This window comes from Acinetobacter sp. FY683 (genome assembly GCF_059515885.1).
Genome location: NZ_JCAKNA010000006.1, coordinates 54326 through 79711 on the forward strand (window position 1 = coordinate 54326; position 25386 = coordinate 79711).

A 25386-nucleotide genomic window follows, 5' to 3' on the forward strand; every position below is an offset into this window, starting at 1 on the left:
TTATATTTATGATCATATTGCGTATCTTTCTTTTGTGGTACGCCTCTATTTATGGGTACGGACTAAACTTAAGTTACTAAAAATTAATCAACATCAAAGTGATTTAAATAAAGCTAAAAGAATATGGTTTTTTGAGGTTAAGTAAAGTGAATTTTATTAAACATCTTCTAATATCATTACTTTTGATTATTAGTTTTTCTATCATTTATTGGCTTTCAATTCGATACTTTTCAGATTGGATTTTTTTAACAAATGCAAAAGCTGATAGTGAACCACATAAAGCAAATTTAATATTTAATATATGGATTTTTAGCTCTATTGCCATTTTATCTCCTATGCCTTAATCATAAAAAGACGTTAATAACACCGAAGTTATTAAAGCCCATTTTTTTTGAGATGGATTGATGAATAAATACATATTTGCCTTTTTGGGTGTTGTTTTAGCCGTAATATTGGTCCATTTAGTTGATTTTATTTACTTAAGTGCAATCAATAGAAATACTTGTGTTGAAGGGTGTAGCGCACAATATAAACGCATTTCGAATTGGCTTTTTATTGTTATTCTTATCATAAGTGGAATACTAGGATACCTTAGAAAACTTAAAAAAATATCTTACCTTTTGATTTTAGTGGTAATGATTTTCATGCTTCTAACTTGGTTAATAAGAACATGGTATGGTTTAGAATATGGTTACGGATTAAATTTAAGTTACTAAAATGAATTGGTATATTTGATCAGAAATAAAAAACGCCCTAATAAGGGCGTTTTTTTAATAATGCTAAATCTTATGCTTCAGCAAGTTCTTCAGCTTCTACAAGCATTTTACCTTGCTCTTCGAAGTTAGAATGCCAAGACAAAGCTTCACGTAAGATGTGAGGAGTTTGACCGCCTTTAGCACATGCACGAGCGAAGTAATCGTTCAATGCACCTTGGTACATTGGGTGTACACAGTTATCGATGATTGCACGAGCACGTTCACGAGGTGCTAAACCACGTAAATCTGCAAGACCTTGTTCAGTTACTAATACGTCAACGTCATGGCAAGCATGGTCGATGTGAGAAGCAAATGGAACAACAGAAGAAATAGCACCGCCTTTTGCGATTGATTTCGTTACGAATATTGCAATGTGAGCATTACGCGCGAAGTCACCTGAACCGCCGATACCGTTCATCATTTTAGTACCGCAAACGTGAGTTGAGTTTACGTTACCGTAAATATCGAACTCTAATGCAGTGTTGATACCGATGATACCTGTACGACGTACAAGTTCAGGATGGTTAGAAATTTCTTGAGGACGAAGTACTAACTTATCTTTGTATGATTCGATGTTATTAAATACTTTTTCACCGAATTTTTCAGATAAGGTGATTGAGGAACCAGAAGCGAACTTCATTTTACCTGCATCGATAAGTTCGAAAGTACAGTCTTGAAGTACTTCAGAGTACATCACTAAGTCTTCGAAGTTTGATTCTTTAAGACCTGTTAATACCGCATTTGCAATAGAACCAATACCTGCTTGTAATGGACCTAAGTTAGACGGTAGACGATCTGCAGCAACTTCACGTTCAAAGAATGCAATTAAGTGATCTGCAATGCTTTGAGTCTCATCATCTGGTTCAGTAACCGTAGACGGAGAATCATGTAATTCGCTGTTAAATACGATACCTACAATTTTAGATGGATCAACTTGAATTGCAGGAGTACCAATACGCTCATCAACTTTAGTTAATGGAATTGGTTGACGGTTTGGACGCATTTCAGGAATGTAAATGTCGTGTAAACCTTCAAAAGCTGGGCTTAAGTTTGTATTGATTTCAACAATTACTTGGTCAGCAAATTGAACGAAGCTTGCAGAGTTACCCACAGAAGTTGTTGGGATAATACCACCATCTTCAGTGATTGCAATTGCTTCAATTACAGCAATGTCATTTTTCTTAAGTTGACCATTACGCATTTGTTCAACAGTTTCAGACAAATGCTGATCGATGAACATTACTTCGCCTTTGTTGATCGCTTTACGTAATGTGTTGTCTACTTGGAATGGAAGACGACGTGCAAGAACACCTGCTTCTGTTAGTAGTTTGTCTAGATCGTTACCAAGACTCGCACCTGTAACAAGTGTGATTTTTAATGGGTTTGCTTTTGCTTGTTCAACCAAAGCCAAAGGAACTGCTTTCGCTTCACCTGCACGAGTAAAGCCACTCATACCAACGGTCATACCGTCTTGGATAAACTTAGCTGCTTGTTCAGCGCTCATAACCTTATCATGAAGGCTAGCTAAACGAATACGATCTAAAGACATGGATTACTCTCATTAAAAATCTTAAAACTGAGTCGGATTGTACCGATCAAAAAAGCCATTTTGCATACCTGTTAGGCTAAGGTCTAATTTTTTGAAAAAATGAGGGTATAAATATAAGTTATGGCTTTTATATTGTTGAAAATAAACGTGAAATTTATAGTTGTTGGATAGTTAATCAAAACTGTTTGATCAACTATCCACCACGATTTAGAAATGTTCTGTAATACTTTGCTTTAATTTTTCAAAGCGACTGATTGTTGGCACGTCTATTTTTTCGACTGGATTTATAGGTAAAGAGATAATTGCTTCAAGTCCACCTTGTTCTCGGTTTTTAATTGTAAGTTCACCTTGGTGAATATCGACAATACGTTTCACAATAGAAAGACCTAAACCGCTTCCTTGAATGGTTCGTGCTTCATTGCCTCGAACAAAGGGTTGCATAAGTTCTTCAATTTGACCCTCTGGAATACCATCTCCATTGTCTGCAACAGTAATTAAAATATTTTCATCTTCAATAGTTGCTGAAAGCTCAATGGGTTCTGCACCATAGCGTTTTGAGTTATTGATTAAGTTACCAATCAGTCGTTTTAGGGAAAGGGTACGTGCTTGTAGAATAGGTAATTCTGTTGGTTTATAACGAATATCCAGTGGTTTAAATTGAATAATCAACTCTTGTAAAACAGTATTTAAATCGGTGTCATGAATTTCTTCATCTGAACCATCACGCATATATGAAATAAATTGATTGAGAATTGCATCCATGTCTTCTACGTCATAAATAAAGCCCTCTTTAAGAAAGTCTTCATCGGGCATCATTTCTGCACTGAGGCGAATGCGTGTAAGAGGGGTGCGTAGATCATGTGAAATACCCGCTAACATAATGCGTCTATCACGTTCCGTTTGTTCAAGCGAGTAAATCATTTGGTTGAAAGCTTGGTTTACTTGCCGAATTTCAAGAGGACCGTGATTGGTTTCTAAATAAGGTGCAGTGCCTGTTTTGGTAAAACTATTTGCCGCATTTTGTAAGCGTAACAAAGGTCTATTGAGTTGGCGAACAAGCGTTAAAATAATGATAGCTGAAAATAATGGAACACCCAGTAGCCAGATTAAAATAAGTTCAGGACTATAGTTTGCATACGTTCTTAAGGGTTCTCGAACCCATTTGCCTTGCATTTCTGGAGTTTGGATCCAAATTTGAGGGCTGGGTTTAAATTGGAAATAAACCGTAGCCGATTCGATATTGAGTTCTTTCGCTAAGCTTTCTTCTACTTTGTTGGTAAAAAACTCTGCAACAACTTTATCTTTTACATTTGGAAAATCTTTAGGATCTGTAACGTATTCTAGACCTGCTCGTTCATTGAGCCACTGATGGGGTGTAAGCTCTTTGCCTTGATATGAGATTGTAATATTGTTGTCACGAAGTAATTCGAGTTCAATGGCTAAATAGCGAGCATGTTGTTGTATTTCAGGTAGATATAGTGTGCGCCAAAAGAACCACAAAGACATAAATAAGCTAAAGAAAACAACAAATACAACCAGTACGGCTGTTCGCATTGCAGCAGAACGTGGTTTTATCTTATCTAAAAAGCGCTCCCAAGGCGTGCGCTTTTTTTCTGAATAAGCGACATATTCTGTGAAATTTTGTGGGTCAACGGGTTCGAGTTTCACACCTGATTCCTTTAGATCTATTTTTAATGGCAGATGATTGTTCGAGATTTATAAGACAAACGATGTTGGTATCTTCGAAAAATTTGTACCATTTATTTTGAGTAAATCAAAAAAAGCCATTCACTGAACTTTTATATGTTCTCTAGCACAATAGATTGAACAAAATGTTAAAAGTTTGGAATGGCTTTTTAAAATTATGTAAGAGCTATTTTTAGCTCTTACATAAAGATAAATTTTTATTCAGCACCATCTGGAACAAAGACATAACCCACACCCCAAACTGTTTGAATGTAACGAGCACGGGCAGGATTTTCTTCAATTAAACGGCGCAAGCGTGAAACTTGAACATCGATAGAGCGTTCCATTGCGCCCCATTCACGACCACGTGCAAGATTCATTAACTTGTCACGTGTAAGTGGTTCACGTGGATGCTGAACAAGCGCTTTAAGAACAGCGAATTCACCCGTTGTTAAAGTTACAACTTGAGATTCACGCGTTAAAGTGCGTGTAGAAAGATCTAAAGACCAAGGACCAAAGCTGACGACTTCCATTTGCTGACTAGGTGCACCAGGTACTTCACGAACTTGGCGACGTAATACGGCACGAATACGCGCAAGTAATTCATTTGGATTGAATGGTTTTGGAAGATAGTCATCTGCACCAGCTTCTAAGCCAGCAATACGGTCTGCATCGCTACCACGAGCAGTTAGCATAATGACAGGTGTATCAATATTCGATTGGCGTAAACGTCGGCAAATACTTAAACCATCTTCTACAGGAAGCATAAAGTCTAAGACGATAAGCGAGAAAAGCTCACGTTGTAGTAAGCGATCCATTTGCGCTGCATCGTGTGCAGTTTTTACGACAAAGCCTTTATCTTCTAAAAAGCGTTGGAGTAATGTGCGAAGACGCACATCATCATCGACCACTAAAATGCGTTCGACACGATCAGTTTCGTTATGTACGACATCTGTATTTTCAGCAGGTACAACTAAACTCATGATGCACTCCCTAAATGTTGTAAATTATAAATATTCGTTAATCTCAGTATAATGCCTAAACTCTTGTTAAGACTATGTATCAATTTGCTCAAAATTACAATTTAAAGGGTGTTTTTAAACTAAAAAACAACATCTACAAGTAATTCAGATTATCTTTTGTGTACAAATCATAAAATTGTCATGTTTCAATTTAAAGATAAGGGCATATCGTTTTATTTTATGAGATACAGGTAATTGTAGTTTTAATTCTTGCTAGAGAAGAGGTTGAAAGATCTTTGCTAGAAAGCATTCTATGTTGTTAGACTAAAACAATAGATTCTAGCCAATAACAAGAAACTGCTGATTGCACAGAAAAAAATATTGAAAACTAAGCTTTTATAGTTTTTTTCTTTGGTAATTTGAAAAACAATTGTGGATTTTATGGTCTTGGTCTTTATAATCACTAACTTTTAGTCCTTATCCTTTGTGGAATTAAACACGATGACTGACTTAGTTCAGCAGTTGGCAAATGAAATTGCCGTACGTCCTAATCAAATTGAAGCTGCTATCAAGTTAATTGATGATGGAGCAAGTGTTCCATTTATTGCTCGTTACCGTAAAGAAGTAACGCAAGGTTTAGACGATACACAATTACGTCAGCTTGATACTCGTTTATCTTATTTACGCGACCTATTTGAACGTCGTGAAAAAGTAATTGAATCATTAACAGAACAAAATAAATTGTCTGATGATTTGCTTGCTCGAGTGAATGCTGCTGAAACAAAAAATGCATTAGAAGAAATTTATGCACCGTACCGTCCAAAACGTACGAGCAAATCATTTAAAGCAAAAGAAGCTGGCTTGGGGCCAATTAGCGACAAGATCTTTAAAGAAGCAGTAGATCCTACAGAAGCTTTGGCTGGTTTTAGCCATGAAGATTATGCAGATTTAGAAAGCCAATTAGATGCAATCCAACATATCTTAATTGATGATTGGGCGCAAAATATTGCTTTAACAACAGAATTAAAAACAACATTTGCAAAAACAGCAGTTTTAAAAAGCTTAGTTGCGAGTGAAGAGAAAAAAGAAGTTGGTAAGAAATTCCGTGATTACTTCGATTTCTCTGAAAACCTAAATAAAGTACCTTCGCATCGTTTACTTGCAATGTTACGTGGTCGTCAAGAAAACGTACTTGGCTTAAAAGTAGATGGTGAAGATACTGCTCCACTTGCTCGTATTGAAACTGAATACGATTTAGAAACTACACAGCCGCAAAGCCGTCAAGATTTCTTAAAGCAAACAGCAAAATTATTCTGGTTAGGTAAAGTTCGTCCAAGCATTGAGCATTCATTACTGACTGAAAAGCGTTTGACTGCTGAAGCAGAGGCGATGAATGTATTTGCTGAAAACTTACGCCATTTATTACTTTCTGCTCCTGCAGGCGCACGCACAACTTTAGGTGTTGACCCTGGTATTCGTACAGGTGTGAAACTTGCGGTTGTAAATGCATCGGGTGATGTACTTGCACACAGCACCATTTATCCATTTGCACCAAAAGAAGATAAAGCAGGTTCAATTGCTGAACTTGAGCGTCTTTGCCGTGAATTCAATGTCGAACTGATTGCGATTGGTAATGGTACTGCAAGCCGTGAAACTGAAGCGGTTGTCGCAGAAATGATGACTGCCAATGCAGATTTGAAATTAACACGTGTTTCTGTATCTGAAGCAGGTGCATCGGTTTATTCAGCATCTGAATTAGCATCTGCTGAATTGCCTGATCTTGATGTTTCAATTCGTGGTGCAGTTTCAATTGCACGTCGTTTACAAGATCCGCTTGCTGAACTTGTGAAAATTGATCCTAAATCGATTGGTGTAGGTCAATATCAACATGACGTAAATCAAGCTGGTTTAGCGAAAACACTTGAAGCTGTAGTGGAAGACTGTGTGAACTCGGTTGGTGTAGATGTAAATACTGCATCTTCAGCAATTTTGGGTTATATCGCAGGTTTGAATAAATCAATTGCTCAGCAAATTGTAGACTTCCGTAAAGAAAATGGTCGTTTTGACAATCGCCAAGCTTTGAAAAATGTACCACGTTTAGGCGAGCGTACGTTTGAACAAGCTGCAGGTTTCTTACGTATTCAAGATGGTTCAGAGCCACTTGATGCTTCAGCTGTTCACCCTGAATCTTATGCATTGGTAAGTAAAATTGTTGATGAAAAAGCAACGACTGTAAAAGACATTATTGGTAATTCTGAAATTATTCGCCAAGTAGATGCTGAAGCATTGGTTGATGATAATTTTGGTCTTCCAACAATTAAGGATGTTTTAGCAGAGCTTGAAAAACCAGGTCGCGATCCACGTCCAGAATTCCGTACTGCTAAATTCCGTGAAGACATCACAGAAGTGAAGCAATTGACTGAAGGTTTACAATTGGAAGGTGTGATTACCAATGTAACGAACTTTGGTGCATTTGTTGATGTTGGTGTTCATCAAGATGGTTTGGTTCATATTTCTGAACTTGCGAATGAATTTGTATCTGATCCGCATAAAGTGGTTAAACCAGGTCAAATTGTTCAAGTACGTGTTTTAAACGTAGATGTTGAGCGTAACCGTGTGAACTTATCTATGCGTCCTGAAGGTTCTGAAGCGCCAGCTAAAGCACCACGTCAGCCACGCCGTGAAAACAATGAACAGCGTGCTGAACGTAAGCCACAAGCTAAACGCCCACAAAATGCACGTCCTCAAGGTGATCGCCCTCAAGCGAAGAAACCACAAAACCAAAAACCTCAAGAGCAAAAAATTGGTGGTTTAGGTGCATTGTTATTACAAGCAGGGATTAAAGGTTCTAAGTAATCTTTAACTGCTAAATAAAAAACCTCCCGAATGGGAGGTTTTTTATTTCTTAAATCAATTCTTATATAAGCGGAACAATCCAGCTACAAATAATGAGCATAATGCCCAAATGACCTAATTTTCGCGTTACGCTAATGAGTTTTGATGGTGGTTCATCTATTTGTTTTGCATACTGTTCAAGGCTTAATCCACCTTTACTATTGTTAGAGAATAAGAAAGTTCCCAAGTCGATACAAATTAAAATAGTACCAATATCCGCTACAAGCTCCATAAGCACGTAGTCATTTTCATATAAAGATACGCCTACTTTATAGCTCAAATAAAGTGCAAAAGCTAAACAAGCAAACTGTAAAACAAAACCAAGTATTCGCATAAACTCAATAAACAAAATGAAAAAGCATGATGTTTATAGCATGAAAAGAGTTCACTATAAAAAAATTAATAGTGAAATATAACTTTTCAAAGGGCTTTGTAAAGTGAAAATAGTACCGAATTAAATAGTAAATGTTTGAATTAAAAACCCAATAAACATTGTGCTTAAACCCAATTTGGATGCTAAAAATTGATAGTTTAAGGTTGTTGTATTTGGATTGGTATTTTCCTTTTCACTTTGCATGTTTGTATGCAGTCCAAGATCTACAAGAAAGACCATCAAACCAAATTGCATTATTATTCTAAAATAAGGTGTTTCTGTTAGGCGCAAATCGGAAACAATATTTGTGAATAATAGTAATGCTGTTAAAAAACAAAAGATTTTAAATACGCTTGATCTACTCATGAGGTATCTCCTTAGTTTTTATTTTTAAATTTTTAATGATTATTCTTAAAGTATTATTAATTTTTATAAAAAAAGCAAAAAACCCTCAATTTAATCATTCAATTGAGGGTTTACAGATTCTACCAATGTTCACCTGGGAATAGGCGAGCATAAGCTTTTTGAACCCAATTCAATTTTTGTGGTTGTCCGACAGATGCACTTGAGCTTGGAAATAAGTTATAACCAATCGACATTAATTTATTATTAATATCTGGCGCAATGGAGTAAGTGATAGAGGCTAAACGACCTAAGTGAGTTGCAACTTTTTTAGGGCGCTTTACGATTGCTGTTGCAATTAAATCTGCTGCTTCTTCAGGAGATAGCGTTGGAACATATTTATAGATTTTAGTGGGTGCAATCATGGGGGTGCGTACAAGAGGCATATACACAGAAGTAATGGCAATATTGTGCGAATGAACTTCAGCAGATAAACAGCGACTAAAAGCATCTAATGCAGCTTTTGAAGCAACATAAGCAGAGAAGCGTGTGGCATTCGCTAGAACACCAATCGAGCTAATGTTAATAATATGACCATCTCGGCGGATCATCATTTGCGGTAAAATATTCATAACTAAACGAATAGCACCAAAATAATTTAATTGCATGGTGCGTTCGAAGTCGTGGAAACGGTCTACCGATTCATGAACGGCACGACGAATAGAACGTCCTGCATTATTAATAAGAATATCAATATGATCGACAGAACTTAAAATTTGGTTCGAAACTTCATCAATAGAGTCTAAATTATTTAAGTCGCATGGGAAAACTAAGGCTTGACCACCTTTTGCCTCGATATCACGCTTTACTTCATTGAGTGTTTCTTCGGTACGAGCAACAAGAAGTACGCGTGCACCAGCATCTGCAAGTTTATGAGCAACAGTTAAACCAATACCACTGGATGCACCTGTAATAAGTACAGTTTTTCCATTTACTTTTTGTTTAAAGGTTTTTTCTAATCTAGTTTTCACGACTCTATATCCCTAATAAAAATTAGCTGAAATGTTGATGACTTCAAGGTTTCAGTTACTCATTAATAATGGCAGTTTAAAGCAATGCATAAGTGTAATGAATATCAAAAATGCTTGTTTTTATATTCATTACGTTATGCAAACTTTTAAATTTACATTCCCTTTAATCTTTTTATATTAATTGTTTATTTATTATTCTTAGCATGAAGTTTCGGTAAAACCAATATCTTGAAGGTGAAAATTTCTTATTATTTATACCAGAATTACAGTTTTTAAAAATATTGAATTTATACAAGCATCTATTCATTCGAATTTTATATTTCACCTTCATGGCGTTGAAATATTTTTTAGAGAAAATGTATTAAATAGAGTCTTTAAAACGATGATTAATTTGTAATCGAAAAGTTTTTTACAACAAAGTGATGAAGTTAATCTAGATGCCTTATTTTTTCGGGACTTTCATCGTATAATGGTCGATTATTTTTTCTGCTCATTTGAGTAGGGGGATAGGCTGTTGATATCTCCAGTTTGGTTTTTCTATTGAGGAGTCCTACGTGGCCCAATATATTTACACGATGAACCGTGTGTCGAAAATGGTTCCGCCTAAACGCGAAATCTTAAAAGACATCTCTTTATCATTTTTCCCAGGCGCTAAAATTGGTGTTCTTGGTTTAAACGGTGCAGGTAAATCTACCTTGCTTCGTATTATGGCTGGCGTAGATAAAGATTTCTCTGGTGAAGCTCGTGCACAACCAGGTATTAAAATCGGTTATCTAGAGCAAGAACCACCTTTGGATGAAACGAAAGACGTTCGTGGTAACGTTGAAGATGGTTTACGCGAACCGCTTGATGCTTTAGCTCGTCTAGACGAAGTTTTTGCTGAATATGCAGCTGAAGATGCTGACTTCGATGCGCTTGCAAAAGAGCAAGAGAAGCTAGAAGCAATTATTCATGCTTGGGATGCACATAATCTTTCAAACCAAATGGATCAGGCTGCTGCAGCATTGAACCTTCCAGCTTGGGATGCAGATGTTAAGTTGCTTTCAGGTGGTGAACGCCGTCGTGTTGCGCTTTGCCGTTTGTTATTGTCTAAACCAGACATGTTGCTTCTTGATGAACCGACAAACCATTTAGATGCTTCATCTGTTGCTTGGTTAGAGCGTTTCTTGAAAGACTTTGCTGGCACAATCGTTGCGATTACGCATGACCGTTATTTCTTAGATAACGTAGCAGAGTGGATTCTTGAGCTTGACCGTGGCATGGGTATTCCATACCAAGGTAACTACTCTTCTTGGTTAGAGCAGAAAAATGCTCGCTTAGAACAAGAGAACAAGCAAGAAGAGTCTTTTGCTAAAGCATTGAAAAAAGAACTTGAATGGGTTCGTTCAAATGCGAAAGGTCAGCAAAAGAAAAACAAAGCGCGTATGGAGCGTTTTGAAGAACTTAACTCTCGTGAGTTCCAACAACGTAACGAAACTTCAGAAATCTACATTCCACCTGGTCCACGTTTAGGTAACAAGGTTGTAGAAATTGAAGGCATCAGCAAATCATTTGGTGATCGTACGCTTTATAAAGATTTAACATTCACAGTACCACCATGTGCAATCGTGGGTATCGTGGGTGAGAACGGTGCGGGTAAAACGACACTATTCCGTATGATGACGGGTGAGCAACAACCAGATACAGGTTCTGTAGTACTGGGTGAGTCAGTTAAAGTGGCTTACGTGGGTCAGATTCGTGACACCTTAGATGACAACAAAACGGTTTGGGAAGAAGTTTCTGGCGGTTTAGACATCTTAAAAATTGGTGATTACGAAATTGCATCTCGTGCATATATCGGTCGCTTTAACTTTAAAGGTCAAGATCAGCAAAAACGTGTAGGTCAATTGTCAGGTGGTGAGCGTAACCGTTTACAACTTGCGAAAATCCTACAAATGGGTGCAAACGTAATTTTACTCGATGAACCGTCAAACGACTTGGACATTGAAACTTTACGTGCACTTGAAGATGCGATTCTTGTATTCCCAGGTACTGTAATGGTGATTTCGCATGACCGTTGGTTCCTAGACCGTATTGCAACGCACATCTTGTCATTTGAAGGTGAAACACCTGAGTTCTTCACAGGTAACTATGCTGAATTTGAAGCATACCGTCAAAAACGTGATGGTGATGACTTAGTGACTAAGCGTCAAAAATACCGCAAAATTGGTAATTAATTTCCAGTTTTGAAATAAAAAAACCAGCCTTCGGGCTGGTTTTTTATTACATAAAATTACCAATTTGGGCTCCTTATCAAGTAAATGTAATTTTATTACGTGCAGCTCACTTGTTATATTCCCTGCATAATTTTGATTGACTGATTGGTTGTGTGAAACGTTCAGGATTATTGATTACCGTCTTGTTAAGTTTGTTCATGTTTCAAAGTGTTTGGAACGTGGCAGCCGCTTTTTGTCTTCATCAAAGTGAACCGAATGCTGAAGTAATTAATCATTTTGGGCATCATTCGGATGAAAAAAGTCTACAAGTAGAAAAAGTAAAGCAACAGTCGACTTTGAAATTTATTCAATATTTAGAGCAAATTGATCATGATGATCATCGCGATCATTTGCCGTCTTTAGCGCATATTTCTTTAAGTGAACATGATGCTAAAGTTCATTTAGATGTTTCTATTTGGAGTATTGGAGATCAATACTCCAAATGGGAAAATACGTATAAATCTCCTTATTTAAACGCCCTTAAACAGCCTCCTATTTTGACCCCGCTATTGGTGGGGTAGCCGAAATTTAGCCCACCACTTCGTTCATTTACTTAGTGGGGCATTACTATGTCTAAAAAACAGTTGAATCAGTTTTCAACATTGCATAAACGTATTTTTATTCAAACTAGAGCTTGTGTATTTGCTATTGCCTTAGTGGGTGTAGGTGCATTGCCAGAGGTTGTAAAGGCATCTACAAATACTGAAAGTTCACCAGTGACGCTTGAACAAATTCTGCAACGTGTACGTGAATATCAGGACAGTCAGGGTATTTGGAAAACACAGCAAAAAATTGCTGAAGCTAATATTCACAATAGTAAATTGTGGACAAATCCAAGTTTGAATATTGAGCAAGCGGGCTTTTCAAATACTCAAGACAAGGAGTTCACTATTGGTGTTTCTCAGCCTTTAGATATTTTTGGGCAAAAAAAGGCACAACAAAAAATGGCTCGCTTGAGTCGTGATCAATTGGGATTAAAACAAAAAATTTATGATGAGCAGCTTCAATTAATTGTGAAGTATTCATGGTCTCAAGTCATGCTTTCAGAGGTGGAAGCTTCGCTATTGATGGAGCAATTAAAAGTTAGTGAAGAAAGTTTAAATATCGCTGAGAGAAGATTTCGTGCGGGAAGCATTGCTCAGGTTGATGTAGATCGTGTGAAGTTAATGCATATTGAAAATATGAAGTTGGTTCAACAAGCAGGTTTGCGCTTGCAAACAGCGAGAAAACAATTGGCTCATTTATGGGGGGCGGGTGAAAGTCATAATGTTGTTGGGCGCGATATTACTTCATTTTGGCCACCAAAAGTTTTAGAGAAAGTAAATGCCAATTTATTGGAAAACTTAATTGAAAAATCTCAAAATTTTCAAATTTTAGAAGCAAAAGCTCAGATGGAAAGCTTAAGAGCTGAAGCACGTCCAAATCCTGATGTGAATTTGAGCGTTAAAAAAACAGAAACTCCGCAAAATGAAAATGATGATCAGGTGACACTTGGTGTCACTATTCCTTTGGCAATTTTTAACCGTAATCAATACGGTATTCAAATTGCACAAGCAAAAGAAAATCTAATAGAGAAACAAAAGCAATTTTCTCAAACGCAGAATAAGCGTGAACTATATGTCTTGTTGGGTGAATTAGATGGCTTAAAAGAGCAATTTAATTTGGTTTCTCAACAGCAAATTCCACTTGCATTGGCGATACAAAAAAAGACATTGGCAGGTTTTCAAGCTGGAAAATTCACTGTGATGGATGTTCAGCAAGCCACAGCTCAACTTCATGATGTACGTATTCAAAGTGCACAACTGTTGAAGAGCGCTTGGCAAAAAGCAATTGAGATTGAAAGTTTAAGTTTGGGTATAGATCCAAGTGTTGTCACTACAAGTGATGCTCTTTCACAAATTAATCAAAATTTAATTCAAGAAACACAAGCATTACCTGTAATTGGAATGGGAAATTAAGATGAACATAATGCAAAAACAATTCGGAAAAATTTCTCAACAACTAGTCATCATCGTTATTTTATTTATAACGGCAGTGTTTGTTTTAACCTTTATTATTTTTAAAAAGCCAAATCAGAAAGATGATGATCATCAAGCAGAATCTGTGACTGAAGAACACGAAGGTGAAGAAGGTCATGAGGAGGGAGATGTAATTTCACTTAGTTCACAGCAAATGGTGGAACAAGGGGTTCAAATTGCAAAAGTGGATACAGGCATAATTGATCAACTAGCAAGTTATCCTGCAAAGCTAACAGCAAATACAGACCGACAAGCACATGTTTCACCAAGTTTTAGTGGTCAAGTGCAGTCTGTACATGTCGAACTGGGTCAGCAAGTTAAAAAAGGACAGGCATTAGCAACATTATTGGTGCCTGAACTTGTCGATTTACAAGCGCAGTTGCAAATTGATCGGACAAACTTACAACTTGCTCAAGAAGATTTTGCGCGTGAAAAAGATTTGTGGTCGCAAGGAATATCTGCAAAACAAGACTATCAACGAGCATCTAATGCTTATCGACAAGCCCAAATTCAAGTTCAAGCCTCTCGCGCAAGATTATCGGCATTTGGTGCAAGTTCGGGGTCAAATGGTCGTTATGTATTAACAGCATCTATAGCAGGGGTTATTAGTGAAAAAGATTTGGTGGTTGGTGAAAATGTTCAATTAGCAAGTCAGTTATTTGTAATTGATCAGTTGGATCAGCTGTGGCTAGAGTTCATTGTACCCAATATTGATATTGCTAAAATTCAGCCAAATCAAACAATTCAATTTAAATCACTGCAAACAAATAAGCTCTATAAAGCACAAATTATGAATTTAAATTCAATTGCTGATGCTCAAACAGGGCGTTTGCAAGTGCGAGCAAAAGTCTTAGAGCAAGCTGAAGAATTACGTCCAAACTTAATGGTGAATGTTGAACTTCAACAGAGTCAGCCTAAAGCTGTAGTACGTGTTGCAAAAGAAGCAATTCAGCAAATAGAAGGTAAAAATGTCATTTTTGCACCAAGTTCACAAGCAAAAAAAGTTAACTTTAAACCTCTAGCTGTCACGATTGGGCAAACATCTGCGGATGGGCAATGGATCGAAATTACAGAGGGTATTAAACAAGGACAATCTTATGTGAGTCGTGGAAGTTTCCTATTGAAATCCGAAATGGAAAAAGGGGAGGCAAGCCATGGACATTAAGCAAAGTCAGGGTAATCGGGTGAATGAAGATGAATTTGAAAAAGCAGAAGGCATCTTTGATCGCATCATTCATTTCTCAATACAGAATGCAATTTGGATTATGCTTTTTGTCGCAGCGTGGATTGCGGTTGGTATTTATAGTTACCAAAAGCTACCGATTGATGCTGTGCCTGATATTACCAATGTACAAGTACAAATAAATAGTCAAGCCAATGGTTTTACAGCGCTTGAAGTGGAACAACGCATTACATATCCCATTGAAACAGCAATGGCGGGTATTCCAGATTTAGAGCAAACACGCTCTATATCACGTTATGGTCTTTCTCAAGTGACCATTGTCTTTAAAGATGGTACTGATATTTATTGGGCAAGACAGCAAATTAATCAGCGCTTGCAAGAAGCACGTACAGAATTACCAAATGATATTTCTCCGTTGATGTCACCCGTATCAACAGGATTGGGAGAAATTTATCAATGGGTGATTCAGGCAGAAAAAAATGCAAAAAAGCCAGATGGAACTGCTTATGAACCAAAAGATCTAAGGGAAATACAAGATTGGATTGTGCGTCCACAATTACAAAAAGTGAAAGGTATAGCTGAGATCAATAGCATAGGGGGTTATAACAAAACTTATGTAGTCGAGCCTGATTTAAACCGTTTGCAACAAATGCAAATTCCTCTGTCAGATTTGCAAAAGGCTTTGCAAGAAAGCAATGAAAACCGTGGTGCAGGTTATTTAGAGGAAAATGGACAGCAACTTACCGTTCGTGTACCTGGGACATTAAACAATGTTGCAGATATTGAAAATATTACAGTCAGTACCAAGCAGGGCTATCCTATTCGAGTGGCTGATCTTGCTCAAGTTTCAATAGGTCATGATTTAAGAACAGGTGCGGCTACTTACAATGGCGAAGAGACCGTACTTGGTATTGCCATGATGATGATGGGAGAGAACAGTCGTACCGTTGCTAAGGCTGTCGATTCAAAAGTTCAAGAAATTCAGAAGTCATTGCCCAAAGGTGTCACTATCACCACAGTCTATGACCGAACAACATTGGTCGAACGTGCAATTCAAACCGTACAAAAAAATTTAGTAGAAGGTGCAATCTTAGTGATTGTGATTCTATTTTTATTTTTAGGTAATTTTCGTGCAGCTTTAATTGTTGCCTGTGTCATTCCATTATCAATGTTATTCACATTAACAGGAATGGCGGAAAAAAATATTAGTGCAAACTTAATGAGTTTGGGTGCTTTGGACTTTGGAATTATTGTTGATGGTGCCGTGGTCATTGTAGAAAACTGCATACGACGTTTAGCAGAAGCACAACATTTAAAGGGTAGATTGCTGACCCGAAGTGAGCGTTATCGAGAAGTATTTCTTGCAGCTCAACAAGCAAGAAGACCGCTGATTTTTGGACAGCTGATCATTTTGGTGGTGTATTTCCCGATCTTTGCCTTATCTGGTGTGGAAGCTAAATTATTTCATCCTATGGCATTTACGGTGGTGTTGGCTTTAGTTGGTGCAATGATCTTATCTGTCAGTTTTGTGCCTGCAGCTGTGGCAATGTTTGTTACGGGTGAGGTGAAAGAAACAGAGTCGCGTTGGATGCTGTGGTTAAAGAAAAAATATGAATATATTTTAAATTTAGCTTATCAATTTAAATATGCGGTCATCACCCTTGCGATGTGTATTTTAGTAATTACAGGTATTATTTCAACGCAGGTGGGAAGTGAGTTTGCTCCAACACTCAGCGAGGGCGATTTTGCAATTCAACAAATGCGTTCACCCAGCACAAGCTTAGAACAATCACTTCGTATGCAGGAAAATACTGAGAAATTACTGCTGAAGAACTTTCCCGAAATTAAAGGTATTTTCGCACGGACAGGGACAGCCGAAGTGGCAACAGATGTAATGCCACCTAATATTTCAGATGGTGTCATTTTATTAAAATCGAAAGATGCATGGCCAAACCCAAAAGAGTCTATTGAAGATTTACGTGGTCGAATGGAAGCATTTCTAGAAACTTTGCCAGGCAACAATAGTGAATTTTCACAGCCAATTGAATTGCGTTTCAATGAATTAATTTCGGGAATACGTAGTGATGTTGGAGTGAAAATCTTTGGCGATGATATGGATGTACTGAATCAAGAAGCTGAAAAAATATCGAAACAGATTCAAAAAATTTCTGGTGTAACAGCCGTTAAAGTTGAACAAACAGATGGTCTACCATTGCTCAATGTAGAAGTGGATAAAGCGTTAGCAGCTCAATATGGATTGTCTGTAAAAGAAATTCAAGATTTGGTCGCAACTGGTGTTGGTGGGCAGAATGTCGGGCAGATATTACAAGGAGATAGGCGCTTTGATTTTGTTATCAGGTTAAATGACAAGCAAAGAACGGCTTTACAATTGGCATCCTTGCCAGTTCAACTTCCGAATGGTGGGCTTATACAGCTACAAGATGTGGCGAAAGTTGAAAACATTTTGGGTGTGAACCAAGTGAGCCGTGAAAATGGAAAACGCCGAGTTGTTATTACTGCCAATGTATCTGGTCGAGATTTAGGTTCATTTGTAAATGAATTGCAAACGACTTTGGCACAGCAACCATTACCAGTAGGGTATTGGTTAGATTATGGCGGTCAATTTGAAAATCTTGCTTCGGCTAAAAGTCGAATGCAAATAGTAGTGCCTCTTGCGCTGATCACTATTTTTATATTGCTCATGGCTGTTTTTCATAATTTCAAAGAAAGTTTACTTGTATTTAGTGGTGTTCCTTTTGCACTTTCAGGCGGATTGATCGCGCTATGGTTGCGAGATATACCTCTATCAATGTCTGCTGGTGTTGGGTTTATTGCACTATCTGGTGTTGCGGTCTTGAATGGCTTAGTCATGCTGACTTTTATTAAAGAGCTTCGAGAACGTCTAGATATACATTTAGCGACATGGCAAGGCGCAATTTTACGGTTACGTCCAGTATTGATGACTGCTTGTGTCGCATCACTTGGTTTTGTCCCTATGGCAATTGCAACAGGAACAGGGGCGGAGGTTCAAAGACCTTTAGCAACTGTGGTCATTGGCGGAATTTTATCATCCACTATTTTGACATTGGTGTTATTGCCTGTGATTTATCGCTGGATGAATGAAACGAAAAGTATTGGTTTTTTAGGTGTTTTGAAAGAGAAAATTATTCTTTATTTCAAATAATGCTAAGCTGAATTACAAAATAGAAGGTGGCTTTGAGTCACCTTCCTAAAATAAGGAGTCTGCTATGAGTGGACATCATGGACATGACCATAGTCATGCGGTAGTGACAGAGGGCAATGCTAAAAAACTGACATTTGCCTTAATTTTGACTTCAATCTTTTTAGTGGTTGAAGTAATTGCGGGCTTTATTACACAAAGTTTGGCACTGTTATCCGATGCGGCACATATGTTTACCGATGCGGCTGCGCTTGCGATTGCATTAGTTGCTATTAAAATTGGTAAATTGCCTGCGGACAGTAAAAGAACATTTGGCTATCAGCGTTTTGAAATTTTAGCAGCACTTTTTAATGCTTCTATGCTGTTTGTAGTGGCAATGTATATTTTATATGAAGCTTATCAGCGCTTTAGTCAGCCTCCAGAAATTCAAAGTACTGGAATGATGATAGTCGCTATAATTGGCTTAATCATTAACTTAATTTCCATGAAGATTCTGTTTTCAAGCTCAAAAGAAAGTTTGAATATAAAAGGAGCCTACCTTGAAGTTCTAAGTGATGCTTTAGGTTCTGTGGGAGTCATTATTGGTGCTGCTGTTATTTATTTCACAGGATGGATGTGGGTAGATACGTTAGTTGCTGTGCTTATAGGTTTTTGGGTGCTCCCTAGAACTTGGATTTTACTTAAGCAAAGTATCAATATTTTATTAGAAGGTGTGCCAGAAGAAATTGATATTGAAGAATTGCGAAATGATTTGTTGAGCTTAAAAGATGTTGAAAGCATTCATCAATTGAAAGTTTGGGCAATTACCTCAAAGAATGTGCATTTAACCGTGCATTTATTTGCACCTAAGGCAGATCGAAACGTGCTGTATAAAGAAGCCTTAGAAATGTTGACACATGAGCATGGTATTACTGAAATGACTTTGCAAATAGAAGATGATGAATGTATTACGCATTCACATGAAAGTTATAAGCATCAACATCATGATGAAGAAGATGTACAACAACACTCACATCAACATTAATGTTGATGTGAGTTAATGATTTTAGCTTTCCCATTCATGGTTGCAGTCACGGCATTTCCATTTTTTTTGCGATTGCATGAAGGCTTGCATTGAAATTTTAAAATCAGGTAAATCACGATAGAACAAGAAACCTGCAATAACGCATGCAAAGAACACAGTAATAGTGGCAAGTTGTAATGTTTCACCTGCACCATTACCGAATGCCCACATTGCAATGCTAATTGAAACTAAAAGTAATAAAATTAAAATGGCTGGAATCAGAAAAATTAAGCTTTTAGGTACAACAGGACGTGCAACAGCTTGACCAGGTTGAGTAATAGGTAATAGTTTTGCACTTTGGCATTTCGGGCAGCGATATTGCATTACAACTCCAAATTTTAATTTATAGCTTATTTTAATCAGAATAATGTAGAAAGCAAAAAAAGACATTACATTAAATTTTAGGCAATAAAAAACCCAAGTCATAATGCTTGGGTTTTTTATTAAGACCACTTCAAAAGTAATCTTGAATATGGCGTCCCTACGGGGATTCGAACCCCGGTTACCGCCGTGAAAGGGCGATGTCCTAGGCCTCTAGACGATAGGGACAAGTGAGGCAACAGGATTGGTGTTAAACACTGCATCTCTGTATGGGCGCTATATTATGGATATAACACCCATGCGTCAACTAAAAAATCACTTATGCTCCATCAACTGCGTCATTTTTCGGCAATTTTAAGCTTTCATTAAGTTTTTCCCATACTTTTACTTCTTTTTTGCTCGGTCCACCTACAATTTCAAGTGCATGACGTAAACGAGCGAAGGTTAAGTCTGGACCAATAGTAACCATAGACTGCATTACTGGTGTTGAAGAAGTTGAACCTGCAATTGCAATGAAGAATGCTGGCATGAAATCACGAAGCTTAATTTCCATTTGGTTTGCTAAATCCATAAGTGTTTGACTTACAGTGTCGTTATTCCAAGTGAATAAGCTTTCTAAACGCCAAATTGCAAATTGTAAGCTTTGGCGAACTTGCTCTTCAGACAATTTTTTGCTTTCAAATTGTTCTTTTGACAAAGTTGGGAATTGGTTGAAGAAGAAACCAGCCCAATTCACAGCTTCAGATAAAAGGTTGATACGCGGTTGAATCGCAGCAGCAATATCTTCTAGTGTTTGACGATCAGATTTCCACGCTAACAAAGTGTCAAGTAATTGACTAGGAGTTAAGCCTTTAATCCACTGACCATTTAACCAATTCAATTTTTCAACATCAAAAATTGGACCGCCCAATGAAACACGTTGAATGTCAAAATGTTCAATCATTTCTGCCAAAGTGAATTTTTCACTTTCATCAGGCATAGACCAACCCATACGACCTAAATAGTTTAATAAGGCTTCAGGAAGCACACCAATATCTTTATAGTAATTAATTGATGTTGGGTTTTTACGCTTAGATAGTTTTGATTTATCTGGGTTGCGTAGAAGTGGCATGTGGCAAAGCACAGGCATATCCCAACCAAAGTATTGATAAAGTAATTGGTGTTTAGGTGCAGAAGGAATCCATTCTTCACCACGAATTACGTGTGTGATTTCCATTAAATGGTCATCTACTACGTTTGCTAAATGGTATGTTGGTAAGCCATCTGTTTTGAGAAGAATTTGCATGTCCACTTGTGCCCATGGAATTTCCACTTCGCCACGGAGCATATCGTTAAACTTACAAATACCTTCAGTTGGGATTTTCATACGAATAACATGCGGTTCACCAGCTGCTAAACGTTGCTCGACTTCTTCTTTTGAAAGATTTAAACCACGACCATCGTAACGAGGAGATTCCCCACGAGCTTGCTGTTCAGCACGCATTTGATCAAGTTCATCGCTTGTTGCGAAACAGTAGAAAGCATGCCCTTTTTCTACAAGCTCTAAAGCATACTGTTTATAAATACCCATACGTTCAGATTGGCGGTATGGTGCATGTGGACCGCCAACATCCGGTCCTTCAGACCAGTTTAAGCCTAACCAACGAAGTGAGTCTAAAATCATTTTTTCAGATTCAGGCGTTGAGCGAAGTTGGTCGGTATCTTCAATACGAAGAATAAATTCACCACCATGTTGTTTTGCAAAACATAGGTTAAACAAAGCAATATAAGCAGTACCTACATGAGGGAAGCCAGTAGGAGAAGGAGCAATACGAGTACGAACTGTCATAACTAGATATTATTTAGAATGCAAATTGAAACTATTATAACGAAAAAGCCTAACTACTTTTATGTTTAATTCGGCATAAAGTAATTAGGCTTTAATTTGTAAAATAATTAGGGATCTTAAGTTACAAATATTATGAATTATCTTGTGAAAAAATAGACTGAATAAAGCGAGAAAAACGCTCATTTTGAGATGCAAAGAAACTTTGCGTAGGTGGTACATTAATAGATGTAAGCACTTTTAAACTATTTTCAGAGCTAAATTTACGTTCATTCTTTTGTTGTTGTAATGCTTTTTCAATAGGTGAAACTTTAGCTACAATTGACGTTGTAGTTTTTGAGTCAGTAGTTGATTTTATTGCAGCAGCAAAACTTGCTTGTGAAAATGCAATTAATCCTATAGTTAAGCAAAATGCTTTAAATAAAGTTCGGATCATTTCCAAATATCCCCTATTTTGGTTCGAGCAATTTTAATAAATTGTTAACAAAATCGTGTTTTTTTGTATTTCAGGTGTTTATTTAACCATATCTTGTATAATAAATGTAGATCTGTGTCACAAATGTTACAAAAAAGATATATTTCATCTGAAGTTTACTGATTTAAGTCAGTGATCATACAAAAACGGATGCTAGTTTTACCAAATGACTATGTGGAGAACATGGAGATTTCACATATTGCATGAGAAGTGATGAATTTAAAATCATAAAAAGTGAATTTTATATGCGTTTATTCGATATCTTGAAAATGAAATAGTAATAAATAATATTTTATAAGCATTTGATTGTTAAAATCTTTTTATATTTTTATGATGCTATTGGTTATTTAATTTAAAAAGAGTTAAAAATGAAAAAAATAATAGTATCGAGTGTTTTAACAGTATTAAGTAGTTTGATTGCACATAATGCGACCGCCAAAGATTTCTTGAATGTTTCCTATGATCCAACACGTGAATTTTATCAAGAATACAATAAAGAGTTTGGGGAATATTGGAAGAAAAAAACCAATCAAACTGTGAACTTTAAACAATCACATGGTGGCTCTGGAAAGCAAGCAAGAGCTGTGATTGATGGCTTACAAGCCGATGTTGTTACTTTGGCATTAGCTAACGATATTGAAGAAATTGTAAATGCAGGGTTAATTAAAAAAGATTGGCAAAAGCAATTTCCAAATAATTCAGCACCTTATACATCTACAATTGTTTTCTTAGTGCGAAAGGGCAATCCAAAAGGCATTAAAGATTGGAATGATTTAACTAAACCAGGCGTAGAAATTATCACACCCAACCCGAAAACAGGTGGTGCACCTCGCTGGATTTATTTGTCTGCATGGGGTTATGCACTAAAACAACCAGGTGGTAATGATGCAAAGGCAAAAGAGCTAGTTACAAAGCTTTATCGAAATGTAAAAGTATTGGATTCGGGAGCGCGTGGTTCATTAACAACGTTTGCTGAACGAGGTATTGGGGATGTTTTACTTTCTTGGGAAAATGAAGCATTACTTGCAACACAAGGTCCAGATAAAGATAAATATCAGATTGTTTATCCATCTATTTCGATTTTGGCAGAGCCTTCTGTGGCAATTGTAGATAAAAACGTAGATAAAGACGGTAATCGAAATTTAGCCCAAGGATATTTGAATTATTTATATTCTCCCAAAGGACAGGAGTTGGCGGCAAAAAATAATTTCCGTCCACGTAATGCACAAGTTGCAGCAAAATATGCAAATAAATTTCCGAAAGTACAAACATTTACCATTGAAAATGTGTTCGGAGGATGGGCGAAAGCACAAAAAACTCATTTTGTGAATGGAGCTATTTTTGATCAAATTTATACTGAAAAGTAAGAGCTAATATACAAAACATTTAATGTATAACGGTATGCATGAGAAGATGGATAATTTTTATTATTCATTTTTCTGCATAAGGATTGCATAAAAACATATAAAATGGAATATAGACTATTTTTTCAAATTATTTTAATTGAAAACAGTTGTTTAAGTGATTTTTATGAGTTTTGTTTATGAATAAATAAAAATTATCTGAATTGCGGTTTATGGATTTACTTCATATAGTTAGTACCATTATAGATAAATACTTTTTGGTCTTATGAAAACTCAATTTAAGGCATTATTTAGTGCTGCACTTATTGTGATGGGTGTAGCTTCAACTGCAACGACTCAAGCTGCAGATCGTGAATTTTTAAATGTTTCGTATGATGCAACACGTGAATTTTATACTGAATTTAATCAGTCATATGGTGCATATTGGAAGTCTAGAACAGGTCAAACTGTAGACTTTAAGCAATCTCATGGTGGCTCGGGTAAGCAAGCACGTGCTGTAGTGGATGGTTTAAAGGCCGATGTTGTAACTTTAGCACTTGCCAATGATATTGATGAAATTGTTAAGTCTGGACAAATCAAGGCAAATTGGCAAAAAGAGTTTCCGTATAACTCTGCACCATATACATCTACAATTGTATTTATGGTTCGAAAAGGTAATCCAAAAGGGATTAAAGATTGGAATGATTTAACAAAACCAGGTGTTGAAATTATTACGCCAAACCCTAAAACAGGTGGTTTACCTCGTTGGGTTTATCTATCTGCTTGGGGATATGCGCTGAAACAACCAGGTGGTAACGAAGCTCAGGCTAAAGAGTTTGTAGGAAAGTTATACCATAATGTAAAAGTAATGGATTCTGCAGCTCGCGCATCTATGACGACATTTGCGGAGCGCGGTATTGGAGATGTGCTTTTAACTTGGGAAAATGAAGCACTTATTACACAAAAGACCTTGGGTAAAAATAAGTTTGATATTATTTATCCATCTATTTCAATTTTAACTGAGCCATCGGTAGCAATTGTAAATAAAACAGTTGAGAAAGATGGAAACCAATGGTTAGCAAAGGGTTACATTAACTATTTGTATTCTCCAATTGGTCAAGAAATGGCAGCTAAGCATTACTACCGCCCACGTAATGCAGAAGTTTTAGCTAAATATAAAGCGCAATTTCCTGCATTAAAAACATTTACGATTAATGAAGTATTTGGTGGTTGGGCAAATGCTCAAAAAACTCACTTTGCAAATGGTGCGATTTTTGATCAAATTTACAACTCAAAACGCTAATTTATGAACAGAAAAATACCAGCTTTAAAGCTGGTATTTTTTTATAAACTCTTCATAAGATTCACTTTTCATTGTTTCTAAATTTAGAACACGTGAGTAAGCTGGAGGGGTAAGTCCGAAGTACTCATAATGTATAGCAAAATCGGTTAGGTAATTGACGGTAGGAATATGAATGTGTGCACGTTTGAGATCTTGTTTTAATACTTCAGCCCAAATAATTCGATCATCTAACATACCCATACCTTCTGTTTTGAATAGCCAATGACGGCACACATCAAAAGCATCTCGATGGAAAAAATAACAGCTTGTATCGACAAATTTAACGCCGTCACACTCGGGGCATAAACCTAAAAATGTTCCATTTTCTTTTAAATACAAATTACGCGCTGTTGAGATTACAGGTGCTTTGTGTTCATTATAAACTTGGCGGATATTAGGAATATGCTCAGGCTCGTACCAATTATCCGCATCTAAAAAACAAATACCATCGTAAAGCTGTGCAGAAGCAATTGCAGCCCCAATGCCACGAGGTGTATCACCATAATCATTTAGGGATGTAGGTAATTTAATATGAACACAGTTCCAAGTGTCTAGAATAGTATTGGGAACTCCATCAGATATAAAAAAATGAGTTACGTTAGAGCCTTGAGTTAAAACACTTTCATGGCATTTTTTAAGTTGTTCAAGTGACTCTTTATAATAGGGAGTGACGACTGCAATTTTGAGCATAGTCTTATTTTTTATTCACTATTTTTATGATGAGTAAATACTATCGTATTTAGAAAATGATTGGAATGTAGGAGCGTTATAGATGATTTTGTCTAAA

The 25386-nt window shown here is 36.8% G+C and carries 19 protein-coding genes and 1 tRNA gene; 9 read left to right on the top strand and 11 right to left on the bottom strand.

What is annotated here, in order from left to right:
• Nucleotides 1-786: 786 nt before the first annotated feature.
• From scpC to ompR, 3 genes are all read right to left on the bottom strand, one after another.
• Nucleotides 787-2304: a succinyl-CoA:acetate CoA-transferase ScpC gene (scpC, locus tag AC5YDH_RS04865; protein WP_496117274.1), complete on the bottom strand. Its 1518-nt coding sequence runs from the start codon at nt 2302-2304 to the stop codon at nt 787-789.
• Between the two features lie 207 nt (nt 2305-2511).
• The gene (locus tag AC5YDH_RS04870; protein ID WP_496117276.1) at nt 2512-3972 is read right to left on the bottom strand and encodes an ATP-binding protein; all 1461 of its coding nucleotides are present in this window, start codon (nt 3970-3972) and stop codon (nt 2512-2514) included.
• 236 nt (nt 3973-4208) lie between these two features.
• Nucleotides 4209-4973 carry an osmolarity response regulator transcription factor OmpR gene (gene ompR / locus AC5YDH_RS04875; protein WP_154772257.1) on the bottom strand — a complete coding sequence of 255 codons (765 nt, stop codon included), beginning with the start codon at nt 4971-4973 and terminating at the stop codon, nt 4209-4211.
• Nucleotides 4974-5453: 480 nt separating this feature from the next.
• Between ompR and AC5YDH_RS04880 the strand changes: the two genes are divergently transcribed.
• Entirely contained in the window at nt 5454-7808 is a 2355-nt protein-coding gene (locus AC5YDH_RS04880) for a Tex family protein (protein ID WP_496117278.1), read from the top strand.
• A 61-nt stretch (nt 7809-7869) separates the two neighbouring features.
• Here AC5YDH_RS04880 and AC5YDH_RS04885 read toward each other — a convergent pair whose 3' ends face one another.
• From AC5YDH_RS04885 to AC5YDH_RS04895, 3 genes are all read right to left on the bottom strand, one after another.
• Entirely contained in the window at nt 7870-8181 is a 312-nt protein-coding gene (locus AC5YDH_RS04885; RefSeq protein ID WP_496117280.1) for a hypothetical protein, read from the bottom strand.
• Between the two features lie 120 nt (nt 8182-8301).
• Entirely contained in the window at nt 8302-8586 is a 285-nt protein-coding gene (locus AC5YDH_RS04890; RefSeq protein WP_496117282.1) for a hypothetical protein, read from the bottom strand.
• A gap of 119 nt (nt 8587-8705) precedes the next feature.
• Nucleotides 8706-9593, bottom strand: coding sequence for an SDR family NAD(P)-dependent oxidoreductase (locus tag AC5YDH_RS04895; RefSeq protein ID WP_496117283.1), 888 nt, complete (start codon nt 9591-9593; stop codon nt 8706-8708).
• Nucleotides 9594-10147: 554 nt separating this feature from the next.
• On the opposite strand from AC5YDH_RS04895, the gene ettA reads away from it, so the two are divergent.
• The 6 genes from ettA to AC5YDH_RS04925 all read left to right on the top strand — a co-directional run bounded on the left by ettA (nt 10148) and on the right by AC5YDH_RS04925 (nt 19254).
• Nucleotides 10148-11809 carry an energy-dependent translational throttle protein EttA gene (gene ettA, locus AC5YDH_RS04900; protein WP_496117285.1) on the top strand — a complete coding sequence of 554 codons (1662 nt, stop codon included), beginning with the start codon at nt 10148-10150 and terminating at the stop codon, nt 11807-11809.
• 152 nt (nt 11810-11961) lie between these two features.
• Entirely contained in the window at nt 11962-12369 is a 408-nt protein-coding gene (locus AC5YDH_RS04905) for a cation efflux protein, CzcI-like (RefSeq protein WP_496117287.1), read from the top strand.
• 48 nt (nt 12370-12417) lie between these two features.
• Complete coding sequence (locus AC5YDH_RS04910; protein WP_496117289.1) at nt 12418-13806, top strand: TolC family protein; 1389 nt, start codon at nt 12418-12420, stop codon at nt 13804-13806.
• A 1-nt stretch (nt 13807) separates the two neighbouring features.
• The gene (locus AC5YDH_RS04915) at nt 13808-15031 is read left to right on the top strand and encodes an efflux RND transporter periplasmic adaptor subunit (protein ID WP_496117291.1); all 1224 of its coding nucleotides are present in this window, start codon (nt 13808-13810) and stop codon (nt 15029-15031) included.
• On the top strand, nt 15021-18233 hold the full coding sequence (locus tag AC5YDH_RS04920) for an efflux RND transporter permease subunit (protein WP_496117293.1): 3213 nt from the start codon (nt 15021-15023) through the stop codon (nt 18231-18233). Before AC5YDH_RS04915 ends, AC5YDH_RS04920 begins: the two co-directional genes overlap by 11 nt.
• A 64-nt stretch (nt 18234-18297) precedes the next feature.
• Nucleotides 18298-19254 carry a cation diffusion facilitator family transporter gene (locus tag AC5YDH_RS04925; RefSeq protein WP_496117295.1) on the top strand — a complete coding sequence of 319 codons (957 nt, stop codon included), beginning with the start codon at nt 18298-18300 and terminating at the stop codon, nt 19252-19254.
• A 21-nt stretch (nt 19255-19275) separates the two neighbouring features.
• Here AC5YDH_RS04925 and AC5YDH_RS04930 read toward each other — a convergent pair whose 3' ends face one another.
• The 4 genes from AC5YDH_RS04930 to AC5YDH_RS04945 form a co-directional block, all read right to left on the bottom strand.
• Nucleotides 19276-19617: a hypothetical protein gene (locus AC5YDH_RS04930; protein WP_496117297.1), complete on the bottom strand. Its 342-nt coding sequence runs from the start codon at nt 19615-19617 to the stop codon at nt 19276-19278.
• A 149-nt stretch (nt 19618-19766) separates the two neighbouring features.
• Nucleotides 19767-19842: transfer RNA gene (locus tag AC5YDH_RS04935), tRNA-Glu, on the bottom strand.
• Between the two features lie 91 nt (nt 19843-19933).
• On the bottom strand, nt 19934-21442 hold the full coding sequence (gltX, locus tag AC5YDH_RS04940; protein ID WP_496117298.1) for a glutamate--tRNA ligase: 1509 nt from the start codon (nt 21440-21442) through the stop codon (nt 19934-19936).
• 130 nt (nt 21443-21572) lie between these two features.
• Nucleotides 21573-21875, bottom strand: a complete 303-nt coding sequence (locus tag AC5YDH_RS04945) for a hypothetical protein (RefSeq protein ID WP_496117300.1) — start codon at nt 21873-21875, stop codon at nt 21573-21575.
• A gap of 407 nt (nt 21876-22282) precedes the next feature.
• Here AC5YDH_RS04945 and AC5YDH_RS04950 point away from each other — a divergent pair, with 407 nt between their 5' ends.
• Together AC5YDH_RS04950 and AC5YDH_RS04955 are read left to right on the top strand one after the other, a co-directional pair.
• Complete coding sequence (locus AC5YDH_RS04950; RefSeq protein ID WP_496117301.1) at nt 22283-23281, top strand: sulfate ABC transporter substrate-binding protein; 999 nt, start codon at nt 22283-22285, stop codon at nt 23279-23281.
• A gap of 262 nt (nt 23282-23543) precedes the next feature.
• Complete coding sequence (locus AC5YDH_RS04955) at nt 23544-24560, top strand: sulfate ABC transporter substrate-binding protein (RefSeq protein ID WP_496117303.1); 1017 nt, start codon at nt 23544-23546, stop codon at nt 24558-24560.
• A gap of 24 nt (nt 24561-24584) precedes the next feature.
• On the opposite strand, the gene AC5YDH_RS04960 is transcribed toward AC5YDH_RS04955, so the two are convergent.
• Nucleotides 24585-25289, bottom strand: coding sequence for a glycosyltransferase (locus AC5YDH_RS04960; protein WP_496117304.1), 705 nt, complete (start codon nt 25287-25289; stop codon nt 24585-24587).
• Nucleotides 25290-25386 lie beyond the last annotated feature (97 nt).